Origin of the sequence: Micromonospora sp. NPDC005252 (assembly GCF_042872475.1) — a bacterium.
Taxonomy (GTDB): domain Bacteria; phylum Actinomycetota; class Actinomycetes; order Mycobacteriales; family Micromonosporaceae; genus Micromonospora.
Genome location: NZ_JBIAKN010000017.1, coordinates 1 through 22,843, shown reverse-complemented (window position 1 = coordinate 22,843; position 22,843 = coordinate 1). Strand labels below are relative to the sequence as shown.

The 22,843-nt window shown below is 72.1% G+C and carries 17 protein-coding genes; 13 read left to right on the top strand and 4 right to left on the bottom strand.

What is annotated here, in order from left to right; all coding sequences use genetic code 11:
* Positions 1-3: 3 nt before the first annotated feature.
* Positions 4-1,872, bottom strand: a complete 1,869-nt coding sequence (typA, locus tag ACFYPH_RS28700; protein WP_387186146.1) for a translational GTPase TypA — start codon at positions 1,870-1,872, stop codon at positions 4-6.
* Positions 1,873-2,005: 133 nt separating this feature from the next.
* On the opposite strand from typA, the gene ACFYPH_RS28695 reads away from it, so the two are divergent.
* Both ACFYPH_RS28695 and ACFYPH_RS28690 read left to right on the top strand, forming a co-directional pair.
* A complete protein-coding gene (locus ACFYPH_RS28695; protein WP_387186143.1) occupies positions 2,006-3,421 on the top strand; it encodes a DedA family protein in 1,416 nt (471 codons plus the stop codon).
* A 33-nt stretch (positions 3,422-3,454) separates the two neighbouring features.
* Positions 3,455-4,339, top strand: a complete 885-nt coding sequence (locus ACFYPH_RS28690) for a transglycosylase SLT domain-containing protein (protein ID WP_387186140.1) — start codon at positions 3,455-3,457, stop codon at positions 4,337-4,339.
* Positions 4,340-4,397: 58 nt separating this feature from the next.
* On the opposite strand, the gene ACFYPH_RS28685 is transcribed toward ACFYPH_RS28690, so the two are convergent.
* Entirely contained in the window at positions 4,398-6,524 is a 2,127-nt protein-coding gene (locus ACFYPH_RS28685) for an efflux RND transporter permease subunit (RefSeq protein ID WP_354861425.1), read from the bottom strand.
* A 122-nt stretch (positions 6,525-6,646) separates the two neighbouring features.
* On the opposite strand from ACFYPH_RS28685, the gene ACFYPH_RS28680 reads away from it, so the two are divergent.
* From ACFYPH_RS28680 to ACFYPH_RS28660, 5 genes are all read left to right on the top strand, one after another.
* Positions 6,647-7,162, top strand: a complete 516-nt coding sequence (locus tag ACFYPH_RS28680; protein ID WP_354861427.1) for a MarR family transcriptional regulator — start codon at positions 6,647-6,649, stop codon at positions 7,160-7,162.
* Between the two features lie 2 nt (positions 7,163-7,164).
* A complete protein-coding gene (locus tag ACFYPH_RS28675; protein WP_387186136.1) occupies positions 7,165-8,838 on the top strand; it encodes a CocE/NonD family hydrolase in 1,674 nt (557 codons plus the stop codon).
* A 161-nt stretch (positions 8,839-8,999) separates the two neighbouring features.
* Entirely contained in the window at positions 9,000-9,881 is an 882-nt protein-coding gene (locus ACFYPH_RS28670) for a hypothetical protein (protein ID WP_363939670.1), read from the top strand.
* 108 nt (positions 9,882-9,989) lie between these two features.
* Positions 9,990-10,565, top strand: coding sequence for a metalloregulator ArsR/SmtB family transcription factor (locus tag ACFYPH_RS28665; protein WP_355134706.1), 576 nt, complete (start codon positions 9,990-9,992; stop codon positions 10,563-10,565).
* Positions 10,562-11,842, top strand: a complete 1,281-nt coding sequence (locus tag ACFYPH_RS28660; RefSeq protein ID WP_363939671.1) for an MFS transporter — start codon at positions 10,562-10,564, stop codon at positions 11,840-11,842. Before ACFYPH_RS28665 ends, ACFYPH_RS28660 begins: the two co-directional genes overlap by 4 nt.
* Positions 11,843-11,890: 48 nt before the next feature.
* Here ACFYPH_RS28660 and ACFYPH_RS28655 read toward each other — a convergent pair whose 3' ends face one another.
* Entirely contained in the window at positions 11,891-12,094 is a 204-nt protein-coding gene (locus tag ACFYPH_RS28655; RefSeq protein WP_007462771.1) for a cold-shock protein, read from the bottom strand.
* Between the two features lie 195 nt (positions 12,095-12,289).
* Here ACFYPH_RS28655 and ACFYPH_RS28650 point away from each other — a divergent pair, with 195 nt between their 5' ends.
* A complete protein-coding gene (locus ACFYPH_RS28650; RefSeq protein WP_354863203.1) occupies positions 12,290-12,973 on the top strand; it encodes a 50S ribosomal protein L11 methyltransferase in 684 nt (227 codons plus the stop codon).
* Positions 12,974-13,074: 101 nt separating this feature from the next.
* Positions 13,075-13,683 (top strand): VTT domain-containing protein, encoded by a 609-nt coding sequence (locus ACFYPH_RS28645; protein ID WP_363939673.1) that lies wholly within the window; start codon positions 13,075-13,077, stop codon positions 13,681-13,683.
* 228 nt (positions 13,684-13,911) lie between these two features.
* Here the strand turns inward: ACFYPH_RS28645 and ACFYPH_RS28640 are convergent, their stop codons facing one another.
* On the bottom strand, positions 13,912-14,565 hold the full coding sequence (locus tag ACFYPH_RS28640) for an MBL fold metallo-hydrolase (protein ID WP_354862801.1): 654 nt from the start codon (positions 14,563-14,565) through the stop codon (positions 13,912-13,914).
* Positions 14,566-14,859: 294 nt separating this feature from the next.
* Here ACFYPH_RS28640 and rsgA point away from each other — a divergent pair, with 294 nt between their 5' ends.
* The 4 genes from rsgA (at position 14,860) to uvrC (ending at position 21,831) form a co-directional block, all read left to right on the top strand.
* On the top strand, positions 14,860-15,930 hold the full coding sequence (gene rsgA, locus ACFYPH_RS28635) for a ribosome small subunit-dependent GTPase A (protein ID WP_354862803.1): 1,071 nt from the start codon (positions 14,860-14,862) through the stop codon (positions 15,928-15,930).
* A gap of 180 nt (positions 15,931-16,110) precedes the next feature.
* Complete coding sequence (uvrA, locus tag ACFYPH_RS28630) at positions 16,111-19,056, top strand: excinuclease ABC subunit UvrA (RefSeq protein WP_355067596.1); 2,946 nt, start codon at positions 16,111-16,113, stop codon at positions 19,054-19,056.
* Positions 19,057-19,216: 160 nt separating this feature from the next.
* Complete coding sequence (locus ACFYPH_RS28625) at positions 19,217-19,702, top strand: Rieske (2Fe-2S) protein (RefSeq protein WP_387186129.1); 486 nt, start codon at positions 19,217-19,219, stop codon at positions 19,700-19,702.
* A gap of 140 nt (positions 19,703-19,842) precedes the next feature.
* On the top strand, positions 19,843-21,831 hold the full coding sequence (gene uvrC / locus ACFYPH_RS28620) for an excinuclease ABC subunit UvrC (RefSeq protein WP_387186127.1): 1,989 nt from the start codon (positions 19,843-19,845) through the stop codon (positions 21,829-21,831).
* Positions 21,832-22,843: the final 1,012 nt, after the last annotated feature.

Genomic DNA, 22,843 nt, shown 5'->3' with positions numbered 1-22,843 from the left:
TCCTCAGCCGGCGTGCTTGCGGCGGGCGGCGGCCCGACCGCGCTGCTGCTGGTCGAGCACCACCTTGCGGATGCGCACCGCGGTCGGGGTGACCTCGACGCACTCGTCCTCGCGGCAGAACTCCAGCGCCTGCTCCAGCGAGAGCTTGCGCGGCGGGATCAGCTTCTCGGTCTCGTCGGAGGTCGAGGCCCGCATGTTGGTGAGCTTCTTCTCCTTGGTGATGTTGACGTCCATGTCGTCGGAGCGCGAGTTCTCCCCGACGATCATGCCCTCGTACACCTCGGTGGTCGGGTCGACGAAGAGCTGGCCGCGCTCCTGCAGGTTGATCATCGCGAAGGCGGTGACCGCGCCGGCCCGGTCGGCGACCAGCGAACCGTTGTTGCGGGTGCGCAGCTCGCCGAACCACGGCTCGTACGACTCGAAGACGTGGTGCAGGATGCCGGTGCCCCGGGTGTCGGTGAGGAACTCGGTGCGGAAGCCGATCAGGCCGCGCGCCGGGACCAGCCACTCCATCCGGATCCAGCCGGTGCCGTGGTTGACCAGCTGCTCCATCCGGCCCTTACGGGTCGCGAGGAGCTGGGTGATCGCGCCCAGGTACTCCTCGGGCGCGTCGATGGTCAACCGCTCGACCGGCTCGCAGGTCCTGCCGTCGATCTCCTTGGTGACGACCTGCGGCTTGCCGACGGTCAGCTCGTAGCTCTCCCGGCGCATCTGCTCGACCAGGATGGCCAGCGCCAGCTCACCACGGCCCTGCACCTCCCAGGCGTCCGGCCGCTCGGTGGGCAGCACCCGCAGCGACACGTTGCCGACCAGCTCCTTGTCGAGCCGGTCCTTGACCATCCGCGCGGTGACCTTGGAGCCCTTGACCCGGCCCACCAGCGGTGACGTGTTGGTGCCGATCGTCATCGAGATGGCCGGCTCGTCGACGGTGATCAGCGGCAGCGCGACCGGGTTCTCCGCGTCGGCGAGGGTCTCGCCGATCATGATGTCGGAGATGCCGGCGACCGCGATGATGTCGCCCGGACCGGCCGTCTCGGCCGGCTTGCGCTCCAGGCCCTCGGTCATCAGCATCTCGGAGATGCGGACCCGCTGGGTGCTGCCGTCGGTGCGGCACCAGGCCACCGTCTGGCCCTTGCTGATCGTGCCCTGGCGGACCCGGCACAGCGCCAGCCGGCCGAGGAACGGCGAGGCGTCGAGGTTGGTGACGTGCGCCTGCAGCGGAGCGCCATCCTCGTACGCGGGGGCCGGGATGGTGTCCAGCAGGGTGCGGAACAGCGGCTCCAGGGAGGTGCTGTCGTCGGGCACCGAGCCGTCGGCGGGCTGGGTCAGCGAGGCGATGCCGTCCCGGGCGCAGGCGTACACGATCGGGAAGTCGATCTGCTCCTCGTCGGCGTCCAGGTCGAGGAAGAGCTCGTAGGTGTCGTCCACGACCTCCTTGATCCGGGCGTCGGGGCGGTCGACCTTGTTGATCACCAGGATGATCGGCATCCGGGCCTGCAGCGCCTTACGCAGCACGAAGCGGGTCTGCGGCAGCGGGCCCTCGCTGGCGTCGACCAGCAGCACCACGCCGTCGACCATGGTGAGGCCGCGCTCGACCTCGCCGCCGAAGTCGGCGTGGCCGGGGGTGTCGATGATGTTGATGGTGACCGGGTCGGAGCCGTCCGCCGGCAGGTAGCGCACACCGGTGTTCTTGGCCAGGATCGTGATGCCCTTTTCCCGCTCCAGGTCACCCGAGTCCATCACCCGTTCGGTGTTCTCGCCCCGGGCGCCGTACGCCCCGGCCTGCCGCAACATGGCGTCGACCAGGGTGGTCTTGCCGTGGTCGACGTGAGCGATGATGGCGACGTTGCGGAGGTCGGTGCGAAGCTGCATACCCTCTATCCTTCCGCCTGCGCGCGCGCAGGCTGCGTCGGGGTCACCCCCAGGTGCCCCTGATCTATGGTGAAACTGCTGTCCCGGTCGTTGCACCGGCTGGCATGCTGGCTCCCGTGTCCCGGGGGCCTGAGTGCACGACCTGCTGACCTGGGTGCAAGGTCTGCCCACCCTGTGGATCTACCTGGTCGCCGCGCTGATCGTGGCGGGCGAGACCGCGGTGATCTTCGGCCTGCTGGTGCCGGGTGAGGCTACCCTGCTGCTCGTCGGCTTCCTCACCTACAACGGTACCTTGCGGCTCGGACCGGCGTTGCTCGCGATGATCGTCTCGGCGTTCGTGGGCGATGCGCTGGCCTTCCGCGCCGGGCGGCGCTTCGGCCCGAAGCTGCGTGCCGGGCTGGGCCACCGGGTCGGGCCCGAGCGGTGGCGCCGGGCCGACGCGATGCTCGCCCGGCTGGGCGGCCGGGGCGTGTTCGCGGCGCGCTGGGTGGCCTTCGCCCGCACCCTGGTGCCCCGGCTGGCCGGGTCCGCCGGCATGTCGTACCGGCGGTTCGCGCCGTGGAACGTGGCCGGCATCGTCACCTGGGTCGGCTGCTCGGTGCTGCTCGGCCACCTCGCCGGTGAGTCGTACGACACGGTCTCCCGGCTGCTCGGCCGGGCCACCGGCGCCGCACTGGCGTTGCTGGCGGGGCTGCTGGGGGTGGTGCTCTCCGGGCGGTGGCTCGGCCGCAACCCCGACCCGGTACGCGCGCTGCTGTCCCGGGCCGCCGCGCTGCCGCCGGTGCGCTGGCTCAGCGCCCGCTACGGGGTGCTGTTCTTCCTGGTGGCCATGCGGATCGGGCCGGCCTGGACGCTGCTGCTCAACCTGGCCGCCGGGCTGCTGCTGCTCTTCGCCGCCGGGCTGGCCATCGCCGGCCTGCTCGCCGTCGTGGTGCGCAACAGCGGGCTGGCGGCGCTGGACGGGGCGATCGGTGCCTGGTTCACCGCCCGCCGGACCCCGGACGCCGCCGACGCCACACTGGTCGTGGTGTCGCTGGTACGCGGGTGGGTGCTGATCGTGTTGGTGGCTCTGGTGGCGGCGGTGCTGGCGTGGCGGAATCGCCCCTGGCGCGCGGATCTGCTCAGTGTGGTCGGCACCGTGGGCGCGTTCGTGCCGCTTGTGGTGCTGGCCGTGGTGGCCGAGTTGACGCCGACGCCCGGTGGCGGTCCGGGAGGGCACGAGGCCGTCCCGTTCTCGACCCAGAACGCCGTGGTCCCGGCGAGCCTGTGCACCCTGGCGTGGCTGGTGTCGCGCAGCGCCCACTGGCCGGTGGCGGTGGCCGCGTGGACGACCGCCGCCGCGGGCGTGCTCGGGGTCGGCGCTGCACGGCTCTACCTCGGCCTGGACACGGCGAGCGGCACTGCCGCGGCGGTGCTGCTCGGGGTGCTGTGGACGGTGGTGTTCATGGTCGCCTGGGCCACCAGGGACCGGGCGGTGGGCGACCGGGCGCAGCCGGCCGACCCGGCCCGGCCGCCGCAGGGGCCCCGTCGTCCGGTCGAACCTTGCTAATCTGCGGCGACTGTCAGACGGGGGAGGACCACCATGCATGAACGGACCGGTCGGGTGGGCGCACTCGTGCTCGCCGGGCTCCTGCTCGCCGGCGGGGCGGTCGGCTGCGCCGGTAAGGGGAAACGCCCGCAGGACCAGGCCGCCCCCGTCTCGGTCACCGAAGCGCCGACGGAGGAGACCCCGGTCGACGAGGCCGCTGGCGAGCCGAGCCCCTCGCCGAGCGCGGTGGCGGCGATGGGTGCCGCCCCGAGCCGCAGCGCGTCGGCCTCCCCGACGCCCTCGAAGAAGCCGACCCGTACGACGGCGGCCCCGAAGCCGCGCGCGGTCGCCAAGCCGCCCACCGAGACGCAGGTCCCGCCGGCGCCGCCGAAGCCCGCCCCCTCGTCCTGCAAGCCCAGCTACAAGGGCACCCAGGCGAGCCGCGCCGACGTGAAGGCGGCGCTGACCGATGCCGCCAGCCGCACGTACTGGCCCGGCTCCGCACCGGAGCTCAAGATCCCGCTCAACCTGGTCAAGGCGACCGCCTGGCAGGAGAGCGGCTGGCAGTCCAACATCTACGCCTGCGACGGTGGCGTCGGGCTGATGCAGGTGATGCCGGGCACCGCCACCTGGATGAACCAGCGGTTCGAGCAGAGCTACGACATCGCCGACTACCGGGACAACGCGTACCTGGGGGCCAACTACCTGGCCTGGCTGACCAAGTACATCGGCGACATGTACTTCGAGTCCGACTTCCGACTCGACGCGGACCTGTGCACCGCCGAACTCGACTCCTGCCTGCTCAACGCCGTCATCTCCGCGTACAACTACGGGCACGGGGCGGTGGCGCAGGAGGGCGAGCCCCTCGCCATCCCCAATCCGTCGTACGTGCGCAACGTGCGGGCGTTGATGACCGAATGCGTCTGCCTGGGGTACTGAACACGTCGACGGGGGCGGGGTCGGGTGGTTCCCGGCCCCGCCCCCGTCGCGTGGGCGGTCAGTCCCGCGCGGCCACCGGCTCACGCGTCGTCGGGACGTCGACGCCCGGGTGGGCGTCGACGCGGCCTGGCCACCAGAAACGGTCCCCGAGCAGGAACGCCAGCGCCGGCACCAGGACCGTGCGGACCAGCAGCGTGTCCAGCAGGACGCCGATGCAGACGATGATGCCGATCTGCGTGAGCGTGATCAGCGGCAGCACACCGAGCACGGCGAACACCGCGGCGAGCAGCACTCCGGCGCTGGTGATCACACCTCCGGTGACCCGCAACGCGGACAACATCCCGGCGCGGGTGCCCGTGCTGCGGGCGTCCTCCCGAGCACGGGTGACCAGGAAGATGTTGTAGTCCACGCCGAGGGCGACCAGGAACACGAAGGCCAGCAGCAGCACGCCGCTGTCGAGCGCCGGGAAATCGAGCACGTGGTCGAAGAGCAGCCACGCGGCACCGAGGCTGGCGAAGAACGACGCGATCACGGTGAGCACCAGCAGCACCGGCGCCAGCAGACCCCGCAGCAGCAGCACGAGCACCGCGCCGACGAGCAGCAGGATGATCGGCAGGATCAACCGCAGGTCGCGGTCGTTGGCCTGTTCGGAGTCGTACGTGGCGGCCACCGAACCACCGACGATCGCCCCGGCGGGCGCGTCGGCGCCGGCGACGGCCGGGGGAGCGGAGCCGGGAACGGCGGCGACCGCGTCGCGCAGCGCCTCGATCGTGCGGTCCGAGGCGGTCGTGCCGGGTTCGGCGTCCAGCACCACGTCGACCTGGGCGACGGCCTCGCCGGCGTCGCCGGGTCGCGCGGAGGCGACGCCGGGAACGGCGGCGGCGACGTCGGTGACCGCCCGCACCGCCGCCGGGGTGGTGAGCACGGCCACCGGTTGGGTGCTGCCGGCGGGGAACGCCCGGGCCAGGGTCTGCGCGCCGGTCACCGCCTCGGGCTGGGCCCGGAACTGCTCGGTCTCGGACAGGCCGGTGCGGATCCCGAGCCCACCGAGCGCCAGGCCGCCGAGCAGCAGGGTGGCCAGCACCGCGACGACCACCGGACGGCGTTGCACGGCACTGCCGAGCCGACCCCAGAGCCGGCCCTCGCGCACCGGGCCGCCGACGCGGGGTACGAAGGGCCAGAACAGCCCGCGGCCGAAGAGCACCAGCACGGCGGGGAGCACGAACAGCGCCGAGAGCATGGCGAAGACCACACCGGTGGCGCAGGCCACGGCCAGTGCCCGGTTCGTCTCCTGCTCGCTGAGCAGCAGGGTGAGCACACCGAGCACCACGGTTCCGCCGCTGGCCAGGATGGGCTCCGCGGTACGCCGCAGGGCGGCGCGCATCGCCGCGAAGCGGTTCTCCTCGCGCCGCAGCTCCTCCCGGTAGCGGGCGATGAGCAGCAGGGCGTAGTCGGTGGCGGCGCCGAAGACCAGCACGCTGGCGATGCCGGTGACCTGGCCCTCTTGGAGGTTGATGCCGACGGCCGGCACGATCGTGTCCACCGCGCGCAGGGTGAGCTGCTCGGTCGCCGCGACCACGAGCAGCGGAACGATCCACAGGAACGGGCTGCGGTACGTGATCAGCAGCAGCAACGCGACCACGGCGGCGGTCACCGCGAGCAGGGTGACGTCGGCGCCGTCGAAGACGGACGACAGATCCGCGGTGAAGGCGGGGGCGCCGGTGACCTCGGCGGCCAGCCCGTCGGGCAGGTCCGCGAGCGTGTCGCGCAGCTGGGTGACGGTCTCGGTGACCGCCTCCTGGCCGCCGGCGGTGTCCAGCGGCACGGCGACGAGCGCGACGGTGCCGTCCGGGGAGACCTGCGCAGGGCTGACCCGACCACCCACCGCGAAGCGACCCAGGTCGCCGGAGCGGGCGGCGAGGGCGGCCCGGTCGGCCTCGTTCAACGCCGCACCGTCGCCCCGACTGACGACCACGATGGCCGGCTGGACGTCGCTGGACGGCAGCTGGTCCTGGAGGCGCTGCACCTGGGTCGACTCCCACTGCACGGACAGGCCGGTGGCGGAGACCGGCGCCGGGTTGTCCGGTCGGGGTATCCCGAAGACGGCCGCGCCCACGACGAGCGCGGCGGCCACGGTGAGCCAGGCGGCCAGCCGGCCCCGCGCGACAGTGGTGAAGACAGACATCGGTGACCCCTAGATCTTTCGAGAGTCGAGTATCTTGATAAACGAGATTATCGGCGGCTGTTCTATGCTGCAACCCGGGGACCGACGACGGGGAGAAGCGGCGCGAGGTGGCGACTCACGGCATGTACCGGCGGCGCGACACGCGCCGCGATCAGCTGGTCGCGGAGATCACCAACAACCTCCGGCGGTACGCGGTGGACGCCCAGCAGGTCGGCCACGCCTTCGCCAACCTGCACGGCCTCAACCCGACCGACCTGAACGCGCTGATCGCGGTCATGGACGCCGAGCTGTTCGGTGACCCGATCACCCCCGGCCGCCTCGGCGAGCAGCTCAACCTGTCGTCCGGGTCGGTCACCGCCCTGATCGACCGGCTGGAGCGGGCCGGGCACATCCGCCGGGACCGGGACACCGTCGACCGACGCAAGGTGCTGCTGCACTACGCCGACCAGGGCGCCGCGCTGGCCATGGAGTTCTTCCGGCCGCTGGGCGCCCGCACCGACACGGTGATGGACCGCTTCGGCGAGGACGAGCTGGAGGTGGTGCACCGGTTCCTGGCGGAGATGGGCGAGTCGCTGCGGGCGCACCGCGACGCGGTCCGCGCCGCCCGGCCCGAGCCGCCCCGCCGGACGACGGGCTGAGCGTGCCGGGCCGGCTCGTCGCCCGCCTCGCCGCTGCCGCGCTGCGGCTTCCCGCCGTGCGCCCCGGCCCGGTGCGGGTCACCCGCGACATCCCGATCCGGGTACGTGACGGCGTCGTGCTGCGGACCGACCACTACGCCCCGGCCGACCGGTCCGCCCCGACCGTGCTGATCCGCACCCCGTACGGGCGGGGCGGGCCGTTGCGGCTGCTCGGCTGGTTGCTCGCCGCGCGCGGTCGACACGCGGTGATCCAGTCCTGCCGGGGCACGGGCGGCTCCGGTGGCACGTTCGCCCCACTGGTGCACGAGCGCGACGACGGGGTGGACACCCTGGACTGGCTGCGCCGCCAGCCCTGGTGGTCCGGAGCGCTCGGCATGTTCGGCGTCAGCTACCAGGGCTTCGCCCAGTGGGCGCTGGCCGCCGACGCCGGCGAGGACCTGCGCGCGATGGTCGCGGTGGTGACCGCGTCGTCCACCCGGGACTCGACGTACGCGGGGGAGTCGTTCGCCCTGGACACCGTGCTGACCTGGGCCGAGCTGCTGCACGCCCAGACCGTGTCGAGGCTGGCCCGGCAGTGGGAACTCAAGCGTGGGCAGCCCCGCTTGGCTGCCGCACTGGATCACCTGCCGCTGGCCGGAGCGGACCGGGTCGCCACCGGCGTCACCATCCCGTTCTTTCAGGAGTGGCTGCGCCATCCCGACGCCGCGTACTGGAAGGGCCGGGTCTTCGCCGACCGGGTGGCCCGCGTGCGCGCACCCGTGGTCATGGTCACCGGCTGGCACGACATCTTCCTGCCCGCCCAGCTCGACGACCACGCCACCCTGCGCGCCGCGGGCGCCCGGCCGCGGCTGGTGATCGGCCCGTGGACGCACGGCAGCCCCGGTCTCTTCGTGGCCGCGTTGCGCGAGGGGCTGGCCTGGCTGGACGAGCACCTGGGCGGGTCTGCGGCCGACGAGCGGCGGCCCACCGAGGTGTCCCGCGGGGCCCCGGTCCGGCTGCACGTGGGCGGTCCCGACGGCGGCTGGCGGGACCTGCCGGACTGGCCACCACCGGCCACCGACACCCCGTGGCACCTGCACCCGGGAGGCGAGCTGGCGATCCGCCCGCCGAACCCCTCGGCCCCGGACGAGTTCCGGTACGACCCGGCCGACCCCACCCCGTCGCTCGGTGGCCCGCTGCTGGTCGCCAAGCGGGCCGGCCCGGTGGACAACCGGCACGTCGAGGCCCGGCCCGACGTCCTGACGTACACCAGCGCTCCGCTCACCGAACCGGTAGAGGTGATCGGCGGCGTACGCGCGGAGATCCACGTCCGCAGCGAGCTCGGGTACCTGGACGTCTACGTCCGGCTGTGCGATGTGGACCGGCGAGGGCGCTCTCGCAACGTGTGCGACGGACTGGTCCGGGTCGCACCCGGCCGGTTCGCCCTCGACGGGTCCGGGGCGCTGCGGGTGCCGGTGCCGCTCTGGCCGACCGCGTACCGGTTCGCGGCCGGGCACCGACTGCGCGTCCAGGTCGCTGGCGGCGCCCACCCGCGCTGGGCGCGCAACCCGGGCAGTGGGGAGCCCCTCGGCACGGCCGTTACGCTGCGTGCCGGCTGGCGGCAGGTTCTGCACGATCCGGCGCATCCCTCGGCGCTGTGGCTGCCGATCGTCCACACTGCCCCGCGCAGCATCTGAAACGAAGATACCCCATCTGAGCTGGGCGTTCATGTTTTGTGCGGGCTATGGTTGGGTCAACGCCCGGCGCCGTGCACCAGTAGGCCGGGCTCGCCTGAAGCCCAGCACCGCGTACGCGGTGTGACGTCATGTCCGGCCCCCGTCAATCGGAAGGGGGCCCCATGACCCGGGCTCCGGCGAACCTGTTTGCCGTCCGAAGTCTCCTTCTCACGCACCTCAACGTCGACCCGAACACCGTTCGCGACGCCGACCTGGAACCAGCGGAGGTCGGGATCGTCGGTGACGCGGCCCACCGGGGCGGCTACCACTGCGGATCGGACCGGGTGGTGACCAACGACTACTCGGTGGTGGAGTCGTCGCGGGACCGCAACGGTCTGACCCTCGACGCGGCGGCGCTCGACGTCGGCGGCTTCGAGGTCCGTTCCGGCGGACGTACGCACACCCTGCCCAGCTTCTCGCTCTGGTGTGTGGGTCAGTGCACCGCGAACGCGGCGGACACCCGGGACATCCGCGAGATCATCTACAGCCCCGACGGTACGACCGTGAAGCGGTGGGACCGGCTCGGCAAGCGCACCAGCGGCGACAGCTCGCACCGCTGGCACACCCACTTCAGCTTCTTCCGTGACGCCATCAAGGCCGGCGGTGACCAGCGGCCACTGTTCCGCCGCTACCTCAGCTCCATCGGACTCCTGGAGGACGACGACATGACCCCCGAAGAACACAACTGGCTGGCCACCGTCCACAAGAACCTGACCGTGCTCGACGGTCGTAACCCGATCGGTCAGGTCTACCTGCGCCTGGCCGAGGGGCGGGACGACACCGGAGCGCCGGTGACCGGCCACCCGAACCTCAAGAGCCTCGGCGTGCAGATCACCGCCATCCAGACGGCGCTGAACACGCTGGCCGGGCGCGACTTCACCGACGAACCGGCGATCATCGCGGGCGTGCTGGCCGGCCTGACGCCGGAGAAGATCGCCGCGGCCATCCCGCCTTCCATCGCCAAGCAGGTCGCCGACGAACTGGGCCGCCGGCTCGTCGCCTGAGCGAGGGGCGGCTCGTCCCCACCGGGCCGCCCCTCCCCACCACTATCCGCAAGAACGATTGGGCAATAGTCGTTGCGCAACTGCCATTGCGGATGCGATGCTCGCGCCATGGACACACCCGACGTACGCCAGGTCACCGACTCGCGAGTGCTGGCCGCCATGGCCCACCCGCTGCGCCGCCGACTGATGGACGTGCTCAAGGTGCACGGCCCGTCGACCGTCGGCCTGCTCGCCGAACGCACCGACCAGGCGCCGGCGAACGTCAGCCACCACCTCAAGGTGCTCGCCGCCGCCGACCTCGTCACCGAGGCTCCCGAGTTGGCCCGCGACCGCCGCGAACGGTGGTGGCAGCTCGTCACCCGGGGAGTGCGCTGGTCCAACGCCGACTTCGACGCCGACCCGGCGGCCCGGGCCGTCGCCGACGCCGCCACCTCACTCAACCTGGACCGGCACGTCTCCCTGGCGCGCGCCTGGCACGCCAGCGACGAGTCGGCGCAGGCCGCCTGGGCCGACGCGCCGTTCTCGACGGACAAGTGGCTGCACCTCACGCCCGAGGAACTGGCCGAGCTGAGCCGCGAGATGATCGACCTGCTGGATCGCTGGGCGGCCCGACCGCTGCCCGACGACGGCCGCGAACGCCAGCCCGTCTTCGTGTTCGTCCACGGCGTACCGGCCCGGCCGTGACGGCGGCCACCCGCACCGACCCGAGCCCGCTCCGACCGGCCGGCGGGCTGCTGCGGCATCGCGACTTCCGCCTGCTCTGGGCCGGGCAGACGGTCAGCAGCATCGGCAGCAACGTCACCACTGTCGCGCTGCCCCTGGTGGCGGTCGCCGTGCTCGACGCCGGCACCTTCGAGGTGGCGGTCCTCACCGCCGCGGCCTGGCTGCCCTGGCTGCTGATCGGCCTCCCGGCCGGCGCGTGGGTGGACCGGCTGCCACGCCGGCCCCTGATGGTGGTCTGCGACCTGCTCTGCGCCCTGGCGTTCCTCAGCGTGCCGGTGACCGCCGCCCTGGGCCACCTCACCGTCGAGCAGTTGCTGCTTGTGGCGCTCGGCACCGGCGCCGCACGGGTCTTCTTCGAGACCGCCGACCAGGTCTACCTGCCGGTGCTGCTGCGGCCCGAGCAACTGCCCGAGGGAAACGCGAAACTACAGGCCACGCAGACCGTGAGTTACGTCGTCGGGCCCGGCATCGCGGGCCTGATCGCCCAGCTCACCGGGGCGGTCGCCGCGTTGCTGCTGGACGCGCTGACGTTCCTGTTCTCGGCGGTCCTCCTGCTGCGCATCCGCACCGCCGAGCCGCGCCCCGCCCGGCCGGACCGGTCCCGGTCGCTGCGTCGGGACATCGTCGAGGGACTGCGCTTCGTCATCCGCGACCCGTACCTGCGGGTGCTGACCGTCTTCGGCGCGGCCAGCAACATCGGTCTGACCGGCTACCAGGCGGTCCTGGTGGTGTTCCTGGTGCGTGAGCTGCGGCTCGCACCGGGCCTGGTGGGCGTGCTGGTCGGAGTGATGAGCGCCGGGGGAATCATCGGCGCGCTGCTCGCCACCGCCCTGGCCCGCCGGTGTGGCACCGCGCGCGCCATGCTGATCGGGGCAGCCCTGAGCGGCCCGCCCGCCCTGCTCATCCCGTTGGCCGCACCCGGCGTCGGGCTGGTCTGGCCGGCCCTCGGCGGCGTGCTGATCGGCCTCGGAGTGGCCATCGGCAACGTGGTCAAGGGCGCCTTCCGGCAGACGTACACACCGCACCACCTGCTCGGCCGCGTGACGGTGAGCATGCACCTGCTCAACTTCGGTGCCATCCCGCTGGCGGCCGTGCTGGCCGGAGCCCTCGGCGCGCGCTACGGCGTTGGCACGGCGATCGGCGTGATGACCGCCTGGTTGGCGATCACCCCGCTGATCATGCTGATAGGGCCGCTCCGGGGGCGGCGGGACCTGCCCGCCGCCCCGGCAGCGTCTTGAGTGCACTGCGACGGCGGCCGGGGACCGACCGCCGTCACCGGCACGGAACTACATCGGGCGGACGTTGTCCGCCTGCGGGCCCTTCTGGCCCTGGGTCACCTCGAACTCGACCTTCTGGCCCTCGTTGAGCTCCCGGTAGCCGCTCGAAGCGATGGCGGAGTAGTGGACGAACACGTCCGGCCCTCCACCGTCCTGCTCGATGAAGCCGAAGCCCTTTTCCGAGTTGAACCACTTAACCGTGCCGGTTGCCATGCATCTCTCCCTGTTCAAAGCGGCGGACCACCGGCCTGTGGCCGATGGTCGCCCGTACCTGTTCGACAGTAGCGGGCGAAGCCGCGATCTGCCGGCCGAAGTGCCGTAGGTGTTTACTCGAACTCAGATGAACTCTGTGCGCGCCGGCACGCGAAAGCCGCCCCGACCACCCTCCGCTACGGCATGCTTGCGCCGATGAGGGGTGCCGCAGCCACTGCGCTGTCCGAGCTGGAGCGCGAGATCGACGCGCCCGGTTCCGGCCTGGACCGGCTTCAACTGGTGCCCACCCCGTTCGTCCCGGAGGTGCGGCTGCACCTCGCCGAGGACGCGATCGTCTGGTGGGCCCGGATGGAGGCGCTCGCCGGTCACGCCCTGCCACCGCCGTACTGGGCCTCCGCCTGGGCCGGCGGCCAGGCCCTGGCCCGGCACCTGCTGGACCATCCGGAGCTGGCCGCCGGACGCCGCGTCCTCGACCTCGCCGCCGGCTCGGGTCTGGTGGCCATCGCCGCCGCGCTGGCCGGCGCCGCCGACGTCGTCGCCAACGACATCGACCCGTACGCCGTGGCGGCCATCATCGTCAACGCGCGCGCCAACCGGGTCACCATCGACGCCAGCGGGGACGACCTGCTCGACAGCGTCGGCGTCGACGCCGATCTGGTGGTCGCCGGGGACGTGTTCTACAGCCGCCCGATGGCCGAGAGGATGCTGCCGTTCCTGCGACGGGCCGTCGCCTCCGGCGCCGAGGTGCTGGTCGGGGACCCCGGCCGGGGGCACCTGCCCGCGGACGGGCTGCGGGTGCTGGCCGACTATCCGGTGCCCACCACCGAGCCGTCGGTGGACTCGTCGCTGCGCCGGGTGCAGGTGCTGCGACCCGCGTGACGCGCGGGCCCTCTCAGGGGCGACCCCGAGGCGGATACCAGGGGGCGCTGGGGGCTGTGACCTGATGTCCGCGGGGGTGCGGCGGCCATAGCGTACGAGGCATGACGCAATGGCTGGCCCAGGTCGGAGAACTGCCCATCCTGGTGCTGATGGGCGCACTCGGGCTGGTCATGCTCTTCGACGCCGTACCGTTGCTGGGTGTGCTGATCCCCGGTGACGTGGCGATCCTGGCCGCGGTCGGGGTGGGCCGCCCGGCCACCGGGCTGGCCACCTTCGCCGCGGTGCTGGCCGGCTGCCTGGCGGGCTGGTCGCTGAGTTTCCTGGTCGGTCGCCGCTACGCCGAGCGCCTGCGTCACAGCCGGATCGGGGGCTGGATCGGTGAGTCGCGCTGGAGCGCGGCGGAGGGGATCCTCAGCCGCGGCGGTGGCCGGATGATGATGATCGCGCCGTTCCTGCCGGTGTTCAACGCGCTGCTGCCACTGGCCGCCGGCGGGCTGCGGATGTCGTACCGCCGGTTCCTCGGCTGCGCGACCCTCGGCGCGGCGGCCTGGGCCGGTCTCTACCTGGCGCTGGGCACCGCGTCGCGGTCGCTGGCCGGGCTGCTGCCGGGGGCGCCGAGCCCGCTGCTGGTGACCATGGGGGTGGGGCTGGCGCTGGCGTTCGTGGTGCTGGTGGGGGCGCGGCGGCGGTTCTCTGCTCTTGCTGGTTGAGCTGTGGCTGGTTGGGCTTGCCGTGGTTGCGGTGGGGGTGCGGGGGCCTGCCGTGCCCGGCTCCGGGCGGTCAGGCTTGATCCCTGCGCCGGGCACGGCAGGCCCCCGCACCCGTCGTGGGGGCGGTTCGTCCGGTGGTGTCGCGATCCGCCGGTGGGTTGGATCTTCAGTGGTGTTTGGTCAGCGTTGGGTGACCATCGTTCGGGGCTTGGGGGTGGTGTTGGGGGGTTACCAGCCTCGGGCTCGCCACTGGGGGAGGGATGGGCGTTCTGCTCCCAGGGTGCTGTCCTTGCCGTGGCCGGGGTAGAACCAGGTGTCGTCCGGCAGTTGGTCGAACAGCTTGTGCTCGACGTCGTCGATCAGCGCGGCGAAGCGCTGCGGGTCCTGATCCGTGTTGCCAACGCCGCCGGGAAAGAGGCTGTCGCCGGTGAACAGGTGGCCGGTGCCGCTCGGGTCGCGGTAGAGCAGCGCGATCGAACCCGGCGTGTGGCCCTTGATGTGGATGACCTCCAGCGCGCAGTCGCCGACCGCCACGGTGTCGCCATCGGCCAGCTGCTCCGCCTCGATCGGCAGCCCGGCCGCGTCGTCGGCGTGCACGAGCGCCCGCGCGCCGGTCTTGGCGACCACCTCCTCCAGCGCCACCCAGTGGTCCATGTGCTGGTGGGTGGTCACCACGGCGGTCAGACCACCGTCGCCGATCAGCTCCAGCAGCCGGGGCGCCTCGTTGGCGGCGTCGATCAACACCTGGTCGCCGGTGCCGGTGCAGCGCAGCAGGTAGGCGTTGTTGTCCATCGGGCCCACCGACAGCTTGCTGATGGTGAGCCCGTCCAACTCCCGTACCGCCGGCGGGCCGCCGTGGGTGACATCTCCGCTGTAGGTCATGACGTGTCCATATCCGTTCCGGTGGAGTAGGCAGGGGGACCGTCGGGGTCGACGGCGAACGTGGCGGCCGGTGGTGTCGTCCGCCGCGCCCCCGAGCGGCAGCGGACCCGTGGTCACGCGTCGACCCTAGCGGGCCCGCGCCGCGCCGTCGTCGCGGAAATCGCTTTCGGCGCGTCGCCCCGCGCCCTACCGTCGGCCTCACAAGCGGCACCGGGACGTCGGACGGAGGTGGTGTTCATGCCGGACGTGGCACGCGTGTTCCGCCATCACCAGCTCGACACCGATGAGGATGCCATGACGATCGATCTGACCGCCCTCGGCTGGGACGCCGACCGGGCGGCGTACGCCGCCCGACGCGGCGAGCACCACCCCGGCCGGGTGGCCCGGGTGGACCGGGGGGTCTGCACGGTGCTCACCGCCGGCGGCCCGGTCCGGGCCAGCCTCGGCCCGTCCGTGCTGGCCGCCGCCGTCCAGGACCCCTCGGCACTGCCCTGCGCGGGGGACTGGGTGCTGCTCACGCACTGGCCGGACCGCCGGATCACCGTGGCGGCCGTGCTGCCCCGGCGGGCCGCGCTGATCCGCCGTACCGCCGGCAAGGACGCCAGCGGCCAGGTGCTGGCCGCCAACCTCGACGCCGCCGCCGTGGTGGAGCCGGTGCACCCGGAGCCGGATGTCGGCCGCATCGAGCGGCTGCTCTCCCTGGTCCACGAGTCCGGGGCCCGGCCGCTCGTGGTGCTGACGAAGGCCGACCTCGCGGCCGACCCGGCCGCGCTGGCCCGCCAGCTCGCCGTGATCGCCCCCGGTGTGCCGGTGCTGTCGGTCAGCGCCGAGCGCGGCACGGGGCTGGACCCGCTGCGCGCCGAGGTCGCGCCGGGTCGCACGCTGGGGCTGCTCGGGCCGTCCGGCGCCGGCAAGTCGAGCCTGGTCAACGCGCTCGCCGGCGCGGTGATGATGCCGACCCAGGCGATCCGTCGGGTCGACGGCAAGGGCCGGCACACCACCACGTGGCGGGCCCTGGTGCCGATCCCGAACGGCGGTGCCGTCATCGACACACCCGGCGTACGGGCGGTCGGCCTGCTCGACGGCGTGGCCGGGCTGGACCGGGCGTTCGCCGACATCGCCGGGCTGGCCGAGGGCTGTCGGTACGCCGACTGTCGGCACGACGGCGAACCGGCCTGCGCGGTCCGCGACGCGTTGCGGACCGGTGAGCTGTCCACCCGTCGGTGGGAGAGCTGGCGGCGTCTGCAGTCGGAGGTCACCCACGAGAGCCGGCGGCGCGAGGCGCGGCTGGCCGCCGAGCGGCGCGGCGGGTGGCGATCGGCGCGGCGTCGGGCGGCCCGGCCGCCGTCGCCCGGAGGTTACTGACGGGCGGTCGTGCGTGGCGCGGCCGACCGGGCTGAGCTGGGGGAATGTGCGGGCGGGGAAAACTGTCACACCTCGGGGCTAGAGTTGCCGAGGCGTGTTTTCCGCGCCCGCACGACCGCTCGAAATCCCCCAGAGCGGGACAGATCCTTCGCTTCGTCTTCTCCCGGGAGTACACGCACTGTGGCCGACCGACTGATCATCCGTGGCGCGCGCGAGCACAACCTGCGTGACGTCAGTCTCGACCTGCCCCGGGACGCTCTCATCGTGTTCACCGGGCTGTCCGGGTCGGGCAAGTCGAGCCTGGCCTTCGACACGATCTTCGCCGAGGGGCAGCGTCGCTACGTCGAGTCGCTCTCCTCGTACGCCCGGCAGTTCCTCGGGCAGATGGACAAGCCCGACGTCGACTTCATCGAGGGGCTGAGCCCGGCCGTCTCGATCGACCAGAAGTCCACCTCGCGCAACCCGCGCTCGACCGTCGGCACCATCACCGAGGTCTACGACTACCTGCGGCTGCTCTTCGCCCGCATCGGTGAGCCGCACTGCCCGGTCTGCGGCGAGCGGATCTCCCGGCAGAGCCCGCAGCAGATCGTCGACCGGGTCCTCGCGATGGCCGAGGGCACCAAGTTCATGGTGCTCGCGCCGGTGATCCGCGGCCGCAAGGGCGAGTACGTCGACCTCTTCGCCGAGCTGCAGGCCAAGGGCTACGCCCGGGCCCGCGTCGACGGCGTGGTGCACCCGCTGACCGAGCCGCCGAAGCTCAAGAAGCAGGAGAAGCACACCATCGAGGTGGTGATCGACCGGCTCACCGTCAAGCCGAGCGCCAAGCAGCGGCTGACCGACTCGGTCGAGGCCGCGCTGGGCCTGTCCAGCGGGCTGGTCCTGCTCGACTTCGTCGACCTGCCGGAGGACGACCAGGACCGGGAGCGCCGCTACTCCGAGCACCTGGCCTGCCCCAACGACCACCCGCTGGCCATCGAGGATCTCGAGCCTCGGGTCTTCTCCTTCAACGCGCCGTACGGCGCCTGCCCGGAGTGCACCGGCCTGGGCACCAAGAAGGAGGTCGACCCGGAGCTGCTGGTCCCCGACCCGGAGCGCAGCCTGCGCGAGGGCGCCATCCAGCCCTGGTCCACCGGGCACAACCTGGAATACTTCCTGCGCCTGCTGGAGGCGCTCGGCGAGGCCCAGCACTTCGACGTCGACACCCCGTGGCGGGCGCTGCCGGCGCGGGCGCAGAAGACGATCCTGCACGGCTCCGACGACCAGGTGCACGTGCGCTACCGCAACAAGTACGGTCGCGAGCGCTCCTACTACACCGGGTTCGAGGGCGTGGTGCAGTGGATCGAGCGCCGGCACTCCGACACCGAGTCCGAGTGGTCCCGCGACAAGTACGAGGGCTACATGCGCGACGTGCCGTGCGCGGCGTGCGGCGGCGCCCGGCTCAAGCCCGAGGTGCTCGCGGTCACCCTCGCCGGCAAGAGCATCGCCGAGGTCTGCAACCTGTCGGTGGGGGAGTGCGCCGACCTGCTCGCCGGCATCGAGCTGACCGACCGGCAGAAGATGATCGCCGAGCGCGTCCTCAAGGAGATCAACGCCCGGCTGCGGTTCCTGCTCGACGTCGGCCTGGACTACCTCTCGCTGGACCGGCCGGCCGGCACGCTGTCCGGCGGCGAGGCGCAGCGCATCCGGCTGGCCACCCAGATCGGCTCCGGCCTGGTCGGCGTGCTCTACGTGCTCGACGAGCCGTCGATCGGTCTGCACCAGCGCGACAACCATCGGCTGATCGAGACCCTGATCCGGCTGCGCGGTCTGGGCAACACGCTGATCGTGGTGGAGCACGACGAGGACACCATCCGCGTCGCCGACTGGATCGTCGACATCGGGCCCGGCGCTGGCGAGCACGGCGGCAAGATCGTGCACAGCGGCTCGGTGCCGGCCCTGCTGAAGAACAAGGAGTCGATCACCGGGGCGTACCTGTCGGGGCGCCGGTCGATCCCGACACCGACGGGCCGCCGCCCGCAGGATCCGGCCCGCGAGCTGGTGGTGCACGGCGCGCGCGAGCACAACCTGCGCAACCTGACCGTCTCGTTCCCGCTGGGCCAGCTCATCGCGGTCACCGGGGTCAGCGGCTCGGGCAAGTCGACGCTGGTCAACGACATCCTGTACGCCGTGCTGGCCAACCAGATCAACGGCGCTCGGCTGGTGCCCGGCCGGCACACCCGGGTCTCTGGTCTGGAGCACGTGGACAAGGTCGTCGGTGTGGACCAGTCGCCGATCGGCCGTACCCCGCGCTCCAACCCGGCCACCTACACGGGGGTCTGGGACCACGTCCGCAAGCTCTTCGCCGAGACCACCGAGGCCAAGGTCCGGGGGTACGGGCCGGGCCGGTTCTCGTTCAACGTCAAGGGCGGTCGCTGTGAGGCGTGCTCCGGCGACGGCACCATCAAGATCGAGATGAACTTCCTGCCCGACGTGTACGTCCCCTGCGAGGTCTGCAAGGGCGCCCGGTACAACCGGGAGACCCTGGAGGTGCACTACAAGGGCAAGACCGTCTCGGACGTGCTGGAGATGCCGATCGAGGAGGCCGCGGAGTTCTTCTCCGCGATCCCGGCCATCCACCGGCACCTCAAGACGCTCGTCGACGTCGGCCTGGGGTACGTCCGCCTCGGGCAGCCCGCGCCGACCCTCTCCGGCGGCGAGGCGCAGCGGGTCAAGCTGGCCTCCGAGCTGCAGAAGCGCTCCACCGGGCGGACGGTCTACGTGCTCGACGAGCCGACCACCGGTCTGCACTTCGAGGACATCCGCAAGCTGCTGATGGTGCTCGAAGGGCTGGTCGACAAGGGCAACACGGTGATCACCATCGAGCACAACCTCGATGTGATCAAGACGGCCGACTGGCTGATCGACATGGGTCCGGAGGGCGGCCACCGGGGCGGCATGGTGCTCGCGACCGGCACCCCGGAGGAGGTCGCCGAGGTGCCCGAGAGCCACACCGGCCAGTTCCTGCGTCAGGTGCTCAAGCTCGACGGCGAGGCCAAGGGCGCGGCGGCGGCGACCACCCGCGCCGCCAAGGCCAACGGCGCCACCAAGACGCGGGCCAGCCGCAAGGTGCCGGCCGGCGCGCGCTGACCGCGACGCAACTCTTTCGGGGCGGGTCGGATGACGACCCGCCCCGACCCTTTTGCGGGGTGTCGCACCGATGCCGGGGTGAACTATCCGGCACAGTTGCCCGTGGAGAGAAGTGTGGCCGGCTTTTGGACCGGCGCACTGGGCGAGAGAGAGGCGAGGCATGAGCGACGATCAGGCGCTGACCGGACCGGGTACGCAGACCCGTCGTACCCTGCTCACCGGCGTCGGGGCCGTCGGCGCGGCCGTCGTCCTGGCGGCCTGCGGCAGTGAGGACGACGGCAGTGGCAGCGGTGCCCCCACCAGCGGCGGCCCGGCGGTGCCCAGCACCGGGGACGCGGGCGGCGGGGATCGGCAGAACGCCCAGTCGCTGGCCACCACCGCCGACATCCCGGTCGGCGGCGGCAAGGTCCTCGCCGCCGAGGGCGTCGTGATCACCCAGCCCACGGCCGGTCAGTTCAAGGGCTTCAGCCCGATCTGTACGCACCAGAACTGCCCCGTGACGAACGTCGACGGCGGCACCATCAACTGCACCTGCCACAACAGCAAGTTCTCGATCGAGGACGGCTCGGTGAAGGCCGGCCCGGCCACCAAGCCGCTGCCGCCGAAGGACATCAAGGTGACCGGGGACCAGATCTCCCTCGCCTGACCCGCGCGGCTCGACGGCTTGATCGACTCGCGTTCCATGAAGTCGGGGTGTCGGTAGGCATCGGACACCCCGACTTCCCGGAAACCGAGTGGATCAAGTGCTCGCGGTGGGTGTCGGGGGTGCGGACTAGGCTTGTCGACGTGGCTGACCCCTCGACCTACCGTCCCGCACCCGGCACCATCCCGGAGTCACCGGGGGTCTACCGCTTCCGCGACGGCACCGGCCGGGTGATCTACGTCGGCAAGGCGAAAAACCTGCGCAGCCGGCTCAACTCCTACTTCGGCGACGTGTGGAACCTGCACGAGCGCACCCGCCAGATGGTCACCACGGCCGAGTCGGTGGACTGGATCACCGTCGGCACCGAGGTCGAGGCGCTCCAGCAGGAGTTCACCTGGATCAAGCAGTACGACCCCCGGTTCAACGTCCGTTACCGCGACGACAAGTCGTACCCCTATCTCGCCGTCACCCTCGACGAGGAGTACCCGCGACTCCAGGTGATGCGCGGCGCGAAGCGTAAGGGTGTGCGCTACTTCGGTCCGTACTCGCACGCCTGGGCCATCCGGGAGACCCTGGACCTGCTGCTGCGGGTGTTCCCCGCGCGCACCTGCTCGGCCGGCGTGTTCAAGCGGGCCGGCCAGGTCGGTCGTCCCTGCCTGCTGGGCTACATCGGCAAGTGCTCGGCGCCGTGCGTCGGCACCGTCTCCGCCGGCGAGCACCGTGCCATCGTCGACGGCTTCTGCGACTTCATGGCCGGGCGCACCGACACCATGGTCCGCAAGATCGAGCGCGAGATGACCGAGGCGAGCGAACAGCTGGAGTTCGAGCGGGCCGCCCGGCTGCGCGACGACGTGGCCGCCCTGCGGCGGGCCATGGAGAAGCAGACCGTGGTGCTCGGCGACGGCACCGACGCCGACGTGGTCGCGTTCGCCGACGACCCGCTCGAGGCGGCCGTGCAGGTCTTCCACGTCCGCGACGGCCGGGTCCGCGGCCAGCGCGGCTGGGTGGTGGAGAAGACCGAGGACCTGACCACCGGCGACCTGGTGCACCACTTCTGCACCCAGGTGTACGGCGGCGAGCACGGCGAAGCCGACGTGCCCCGCGAGCTGCTGGTGCCCGAGTTGCCCGCCGACGCCGACGCGCTGGCCGAGTGGCTCAGCAGCCACCGGGGCAGTCGGGTGTCACTGCGCGTGCCGCAGCGCGGCGACAAGCGTTCGCTCATGGAGACGGTGGAGCGCAACGCCAAGGACGCGCTGGCCCGGCACAAGCTCAAGCGGTCCGGCGACCTGACCACCCGCGGCAAGGCGCTGGACGAGATCACTGAGGCGCTCGGCATGCGCACCTCGCCGCTGCGCATCGAGTGCTTCGACATCTCGCAGATCCAGGGCACCGACGTGGTCGCCAGCATGGTGGTCTTCGAGGACGGGCTGCCCCGCAAGAGCGAGTACCGGCGGTTCATCGTGCGGGGCGCCACCGACGACCTGTCCGCCATGTCCGAGGTGCTGCGCCGCCGCTTCGCCCGCTACCTCGACGCGCGGGCCGAGACGGGCGAGGTGGGCGTGGAGTCCGCCGACGACCCGACCGCGCCCGGCGGCGCCACGGATCCGCAGATCGGCATCCTGGTCGACCCGACCACCGGCCGGCCGCGGAAATTCGCGTACCCGCCACAACTGGTGGTCGTCGACGGCGGCGCCCCGCAGGTTGCGGCGGCCGCCCAGGCCCTCGCCGATTTGGGCATCGACGATGTCGCGCTGTGCGGCCTCGCCAAGCGGCTGGAGGAGGTGTGGCTCCCCGACGACGAGTTCCCGGTCATCCTGCCGCGCACCTCGGAGGGTCTCTACCTGCTGCAACGGGTCCGCGACGAGGCGCACCGCTTCGCCATCACGTTCCACCGCCAGCGTCGGTCGAAGCGGATGACCGAGTCGGCGCTGGACAATGTCCCCGGCCTGGGCGAGGTACGCCGCAAGGCGCTGCTACGGCACTTCGGCTCGCTGAAGCGACTCTCGACGGCGACCGTCGAAGAGATCACCGAGGTGCCCGGGGTGGGTCGACGCACCGCCGAGGCGATCCTGGCCGCCCTCGACAAGGGCGCAAAAGCGGACGACAGCGCCGAGTCGACGCCCAGCGCGTAGGCGACCCGCAGCGCGGGGGGCGACGCCCTGCGCGTAGGCGACGCCCTGCGCGTAGGCGACGCCCTGCGCGTAGGCGATCCGCAGCGCGGGGGCGACGCCCAGCGCGTAGACACACCGCGACAATCCTCGCGCCCCGCATGATCGTGCTCGATCCTGGATGTAGTGGCCTAGTTGGCAGGGTGAGGCCCCTGTTTCCTGGATCGAGCGCGATCATCCGGTGGCGGTCGGGCCGCGTGGAGGTGATCGACTCGGGTTCGGTGATGTCGGGGTGTCCGGCGCGTCCGGATGCCCCGGTATCGCCGAAGTCGAGTCGATCAACCCCCGGGATGGTGGCGTGACCCGGAGGTCGGCGTGCAGTGGCGTGTCGCCCACCGAGGGACGCCGTGCACGGCACGTTTCGGCGGGCATGATCGTGCTCGATCCTGGATGTAGTGGTCTCGCCGGCAGGGTGAGGGCCCTGTTTCCGGGATCGAGCACGATCATCAGGTGGCGGTGGGCCCGCGCGGGGGTGATCCACTCGGGTTCGGTGATGTCGGGGTGTCCCGGGCGCCCGGATACCCCGGTATCGCCGAAGTCGAGTTGATCACCACCGGGTGGTGGCGGATGTCCGTTTCCGATGGATGGTTTGGGGTGGATTCGACATCGCCGTCCCGTGGTCGGTGCCACGCTGGTGGCGGAATCGGGGACCCGGCGGGGTCGTTATACCTGGCATGCCGCCGCGACCTACCGGCTAGCGGCGCGCGGCAGCCGCCGGGAACACCCGCCCGGCCGCCACGGTTACACCCCCGCACGGCCGAGCAGCACGATTGGCCGGCCCGTGTGGCGGCCCGCCGGGAACACCCGTGCGGTCGCTACGGTTACAGCCGAGCACCACCGGCCGGCGCCGTCCGGAATGCGGAATGAGTCGCTGCCCCGGGCCGTTGCACCACCCTCCGGGACAACCCCCGTGCAGGCCCCCGGGTCGCCGGGCCAGGTCCCGCCGTGAACTTTCCCGCTCGGCACACATCCCCCC

What these genes read in the sequence shown, in the direction of transcription:
- ACFYPH_RS28685 (WP_354861425.1), bottom strand. Translation starts at nt 6,524, where the DNA reads ATGTCTGTCTTCACCACTGTCGCGCGGGGCCGGCTGGCCGCCTGGCTC.
- ACFYPH_RS28640 (WP_354862801.1), bottom strand. Translation starts at nt 14,565, where the DNA reads ATGACCTACAGCGGAGATGTCACCCACGGCGGCCCGCCGGCGGTACGG.
- ACFYPH_RS28655 (WP_007462771.1), bottom strand. Translation starts at nt 12,094, where the DNA reads ATGGCAACCGGCACGGTTAAGTGGTTCAACTCGGAAAAGGGCTTCGGC.
- ACFYPH_RS28680 (WP_354861427.1), top strand. Translation starts at nt 6,647, where the DNA reads ATGTACCGGCGGCGCGACACGCGCCGCGATCAGCTGGTCGCGGAGATC.
- typA (WP_387186146.1), bottom strand. Translation starts at nt 1,872, where the DNA reads ATGCAGCTTCGCACCGACCTCCGCAACGTCGCCATCATCGCTCACGTC.
- ACFYPH_RS28650 (WP_354863203.1), top strand. Translation starts at nt 12,290, where the DNA reads ATGAGGGGTGCCGCAGCCACTGCGCTGTCCGAGCTGGAGCGCGAGATC.
- ACFYPH_RS28645 (WP_363939673.1), top strand. Translation starts at nt 13,075, where the DNA reads ATGACGCAATGGCTGGCCCAGGTCGGAGAACTGCCCATCCTGGTGCTG.
- ACFYPH_RS28665 (WP_355134706.1), top strand. Translation starts at nt 9,990, where the DNA reads ATGGACACACCCGACGTACGCCAGGTCACCGACTCGCGAGTGCTGGCC.
- ACFYPH_RS28625 (WP_387186129.1), top strand. Translation starts at nt 19,217, where the DNA reads ATGAGCGACGATCAGGCGCTGACCGGACCGGGTACGCAGACCCGTCGT.
- ACFYPH_RS28670 (WP_363939670.1), top strand. Translation starts at nt 9,000, where the DNA reads ATGACCCGGGCTCCGGCGAACCTGTTTGCCGTCCGAAGTCTCCTTCTC.
- ACFYPH_RS28690 (WP_387186140.1), top strand. Translation starts at nt 3,455, where the DNA reads ATGCATGAACGGACCGGTCGGGTGGGCGCACTCGTGCTCGCCGGGCTC.
- rsgA (WP_354862803.1), top strand. Translation starts at nt 14,860, where the DNA reads ATGACGATCGATCTGACCGCCCTCGGCTGGGACGCCGACCGGGCGGCG.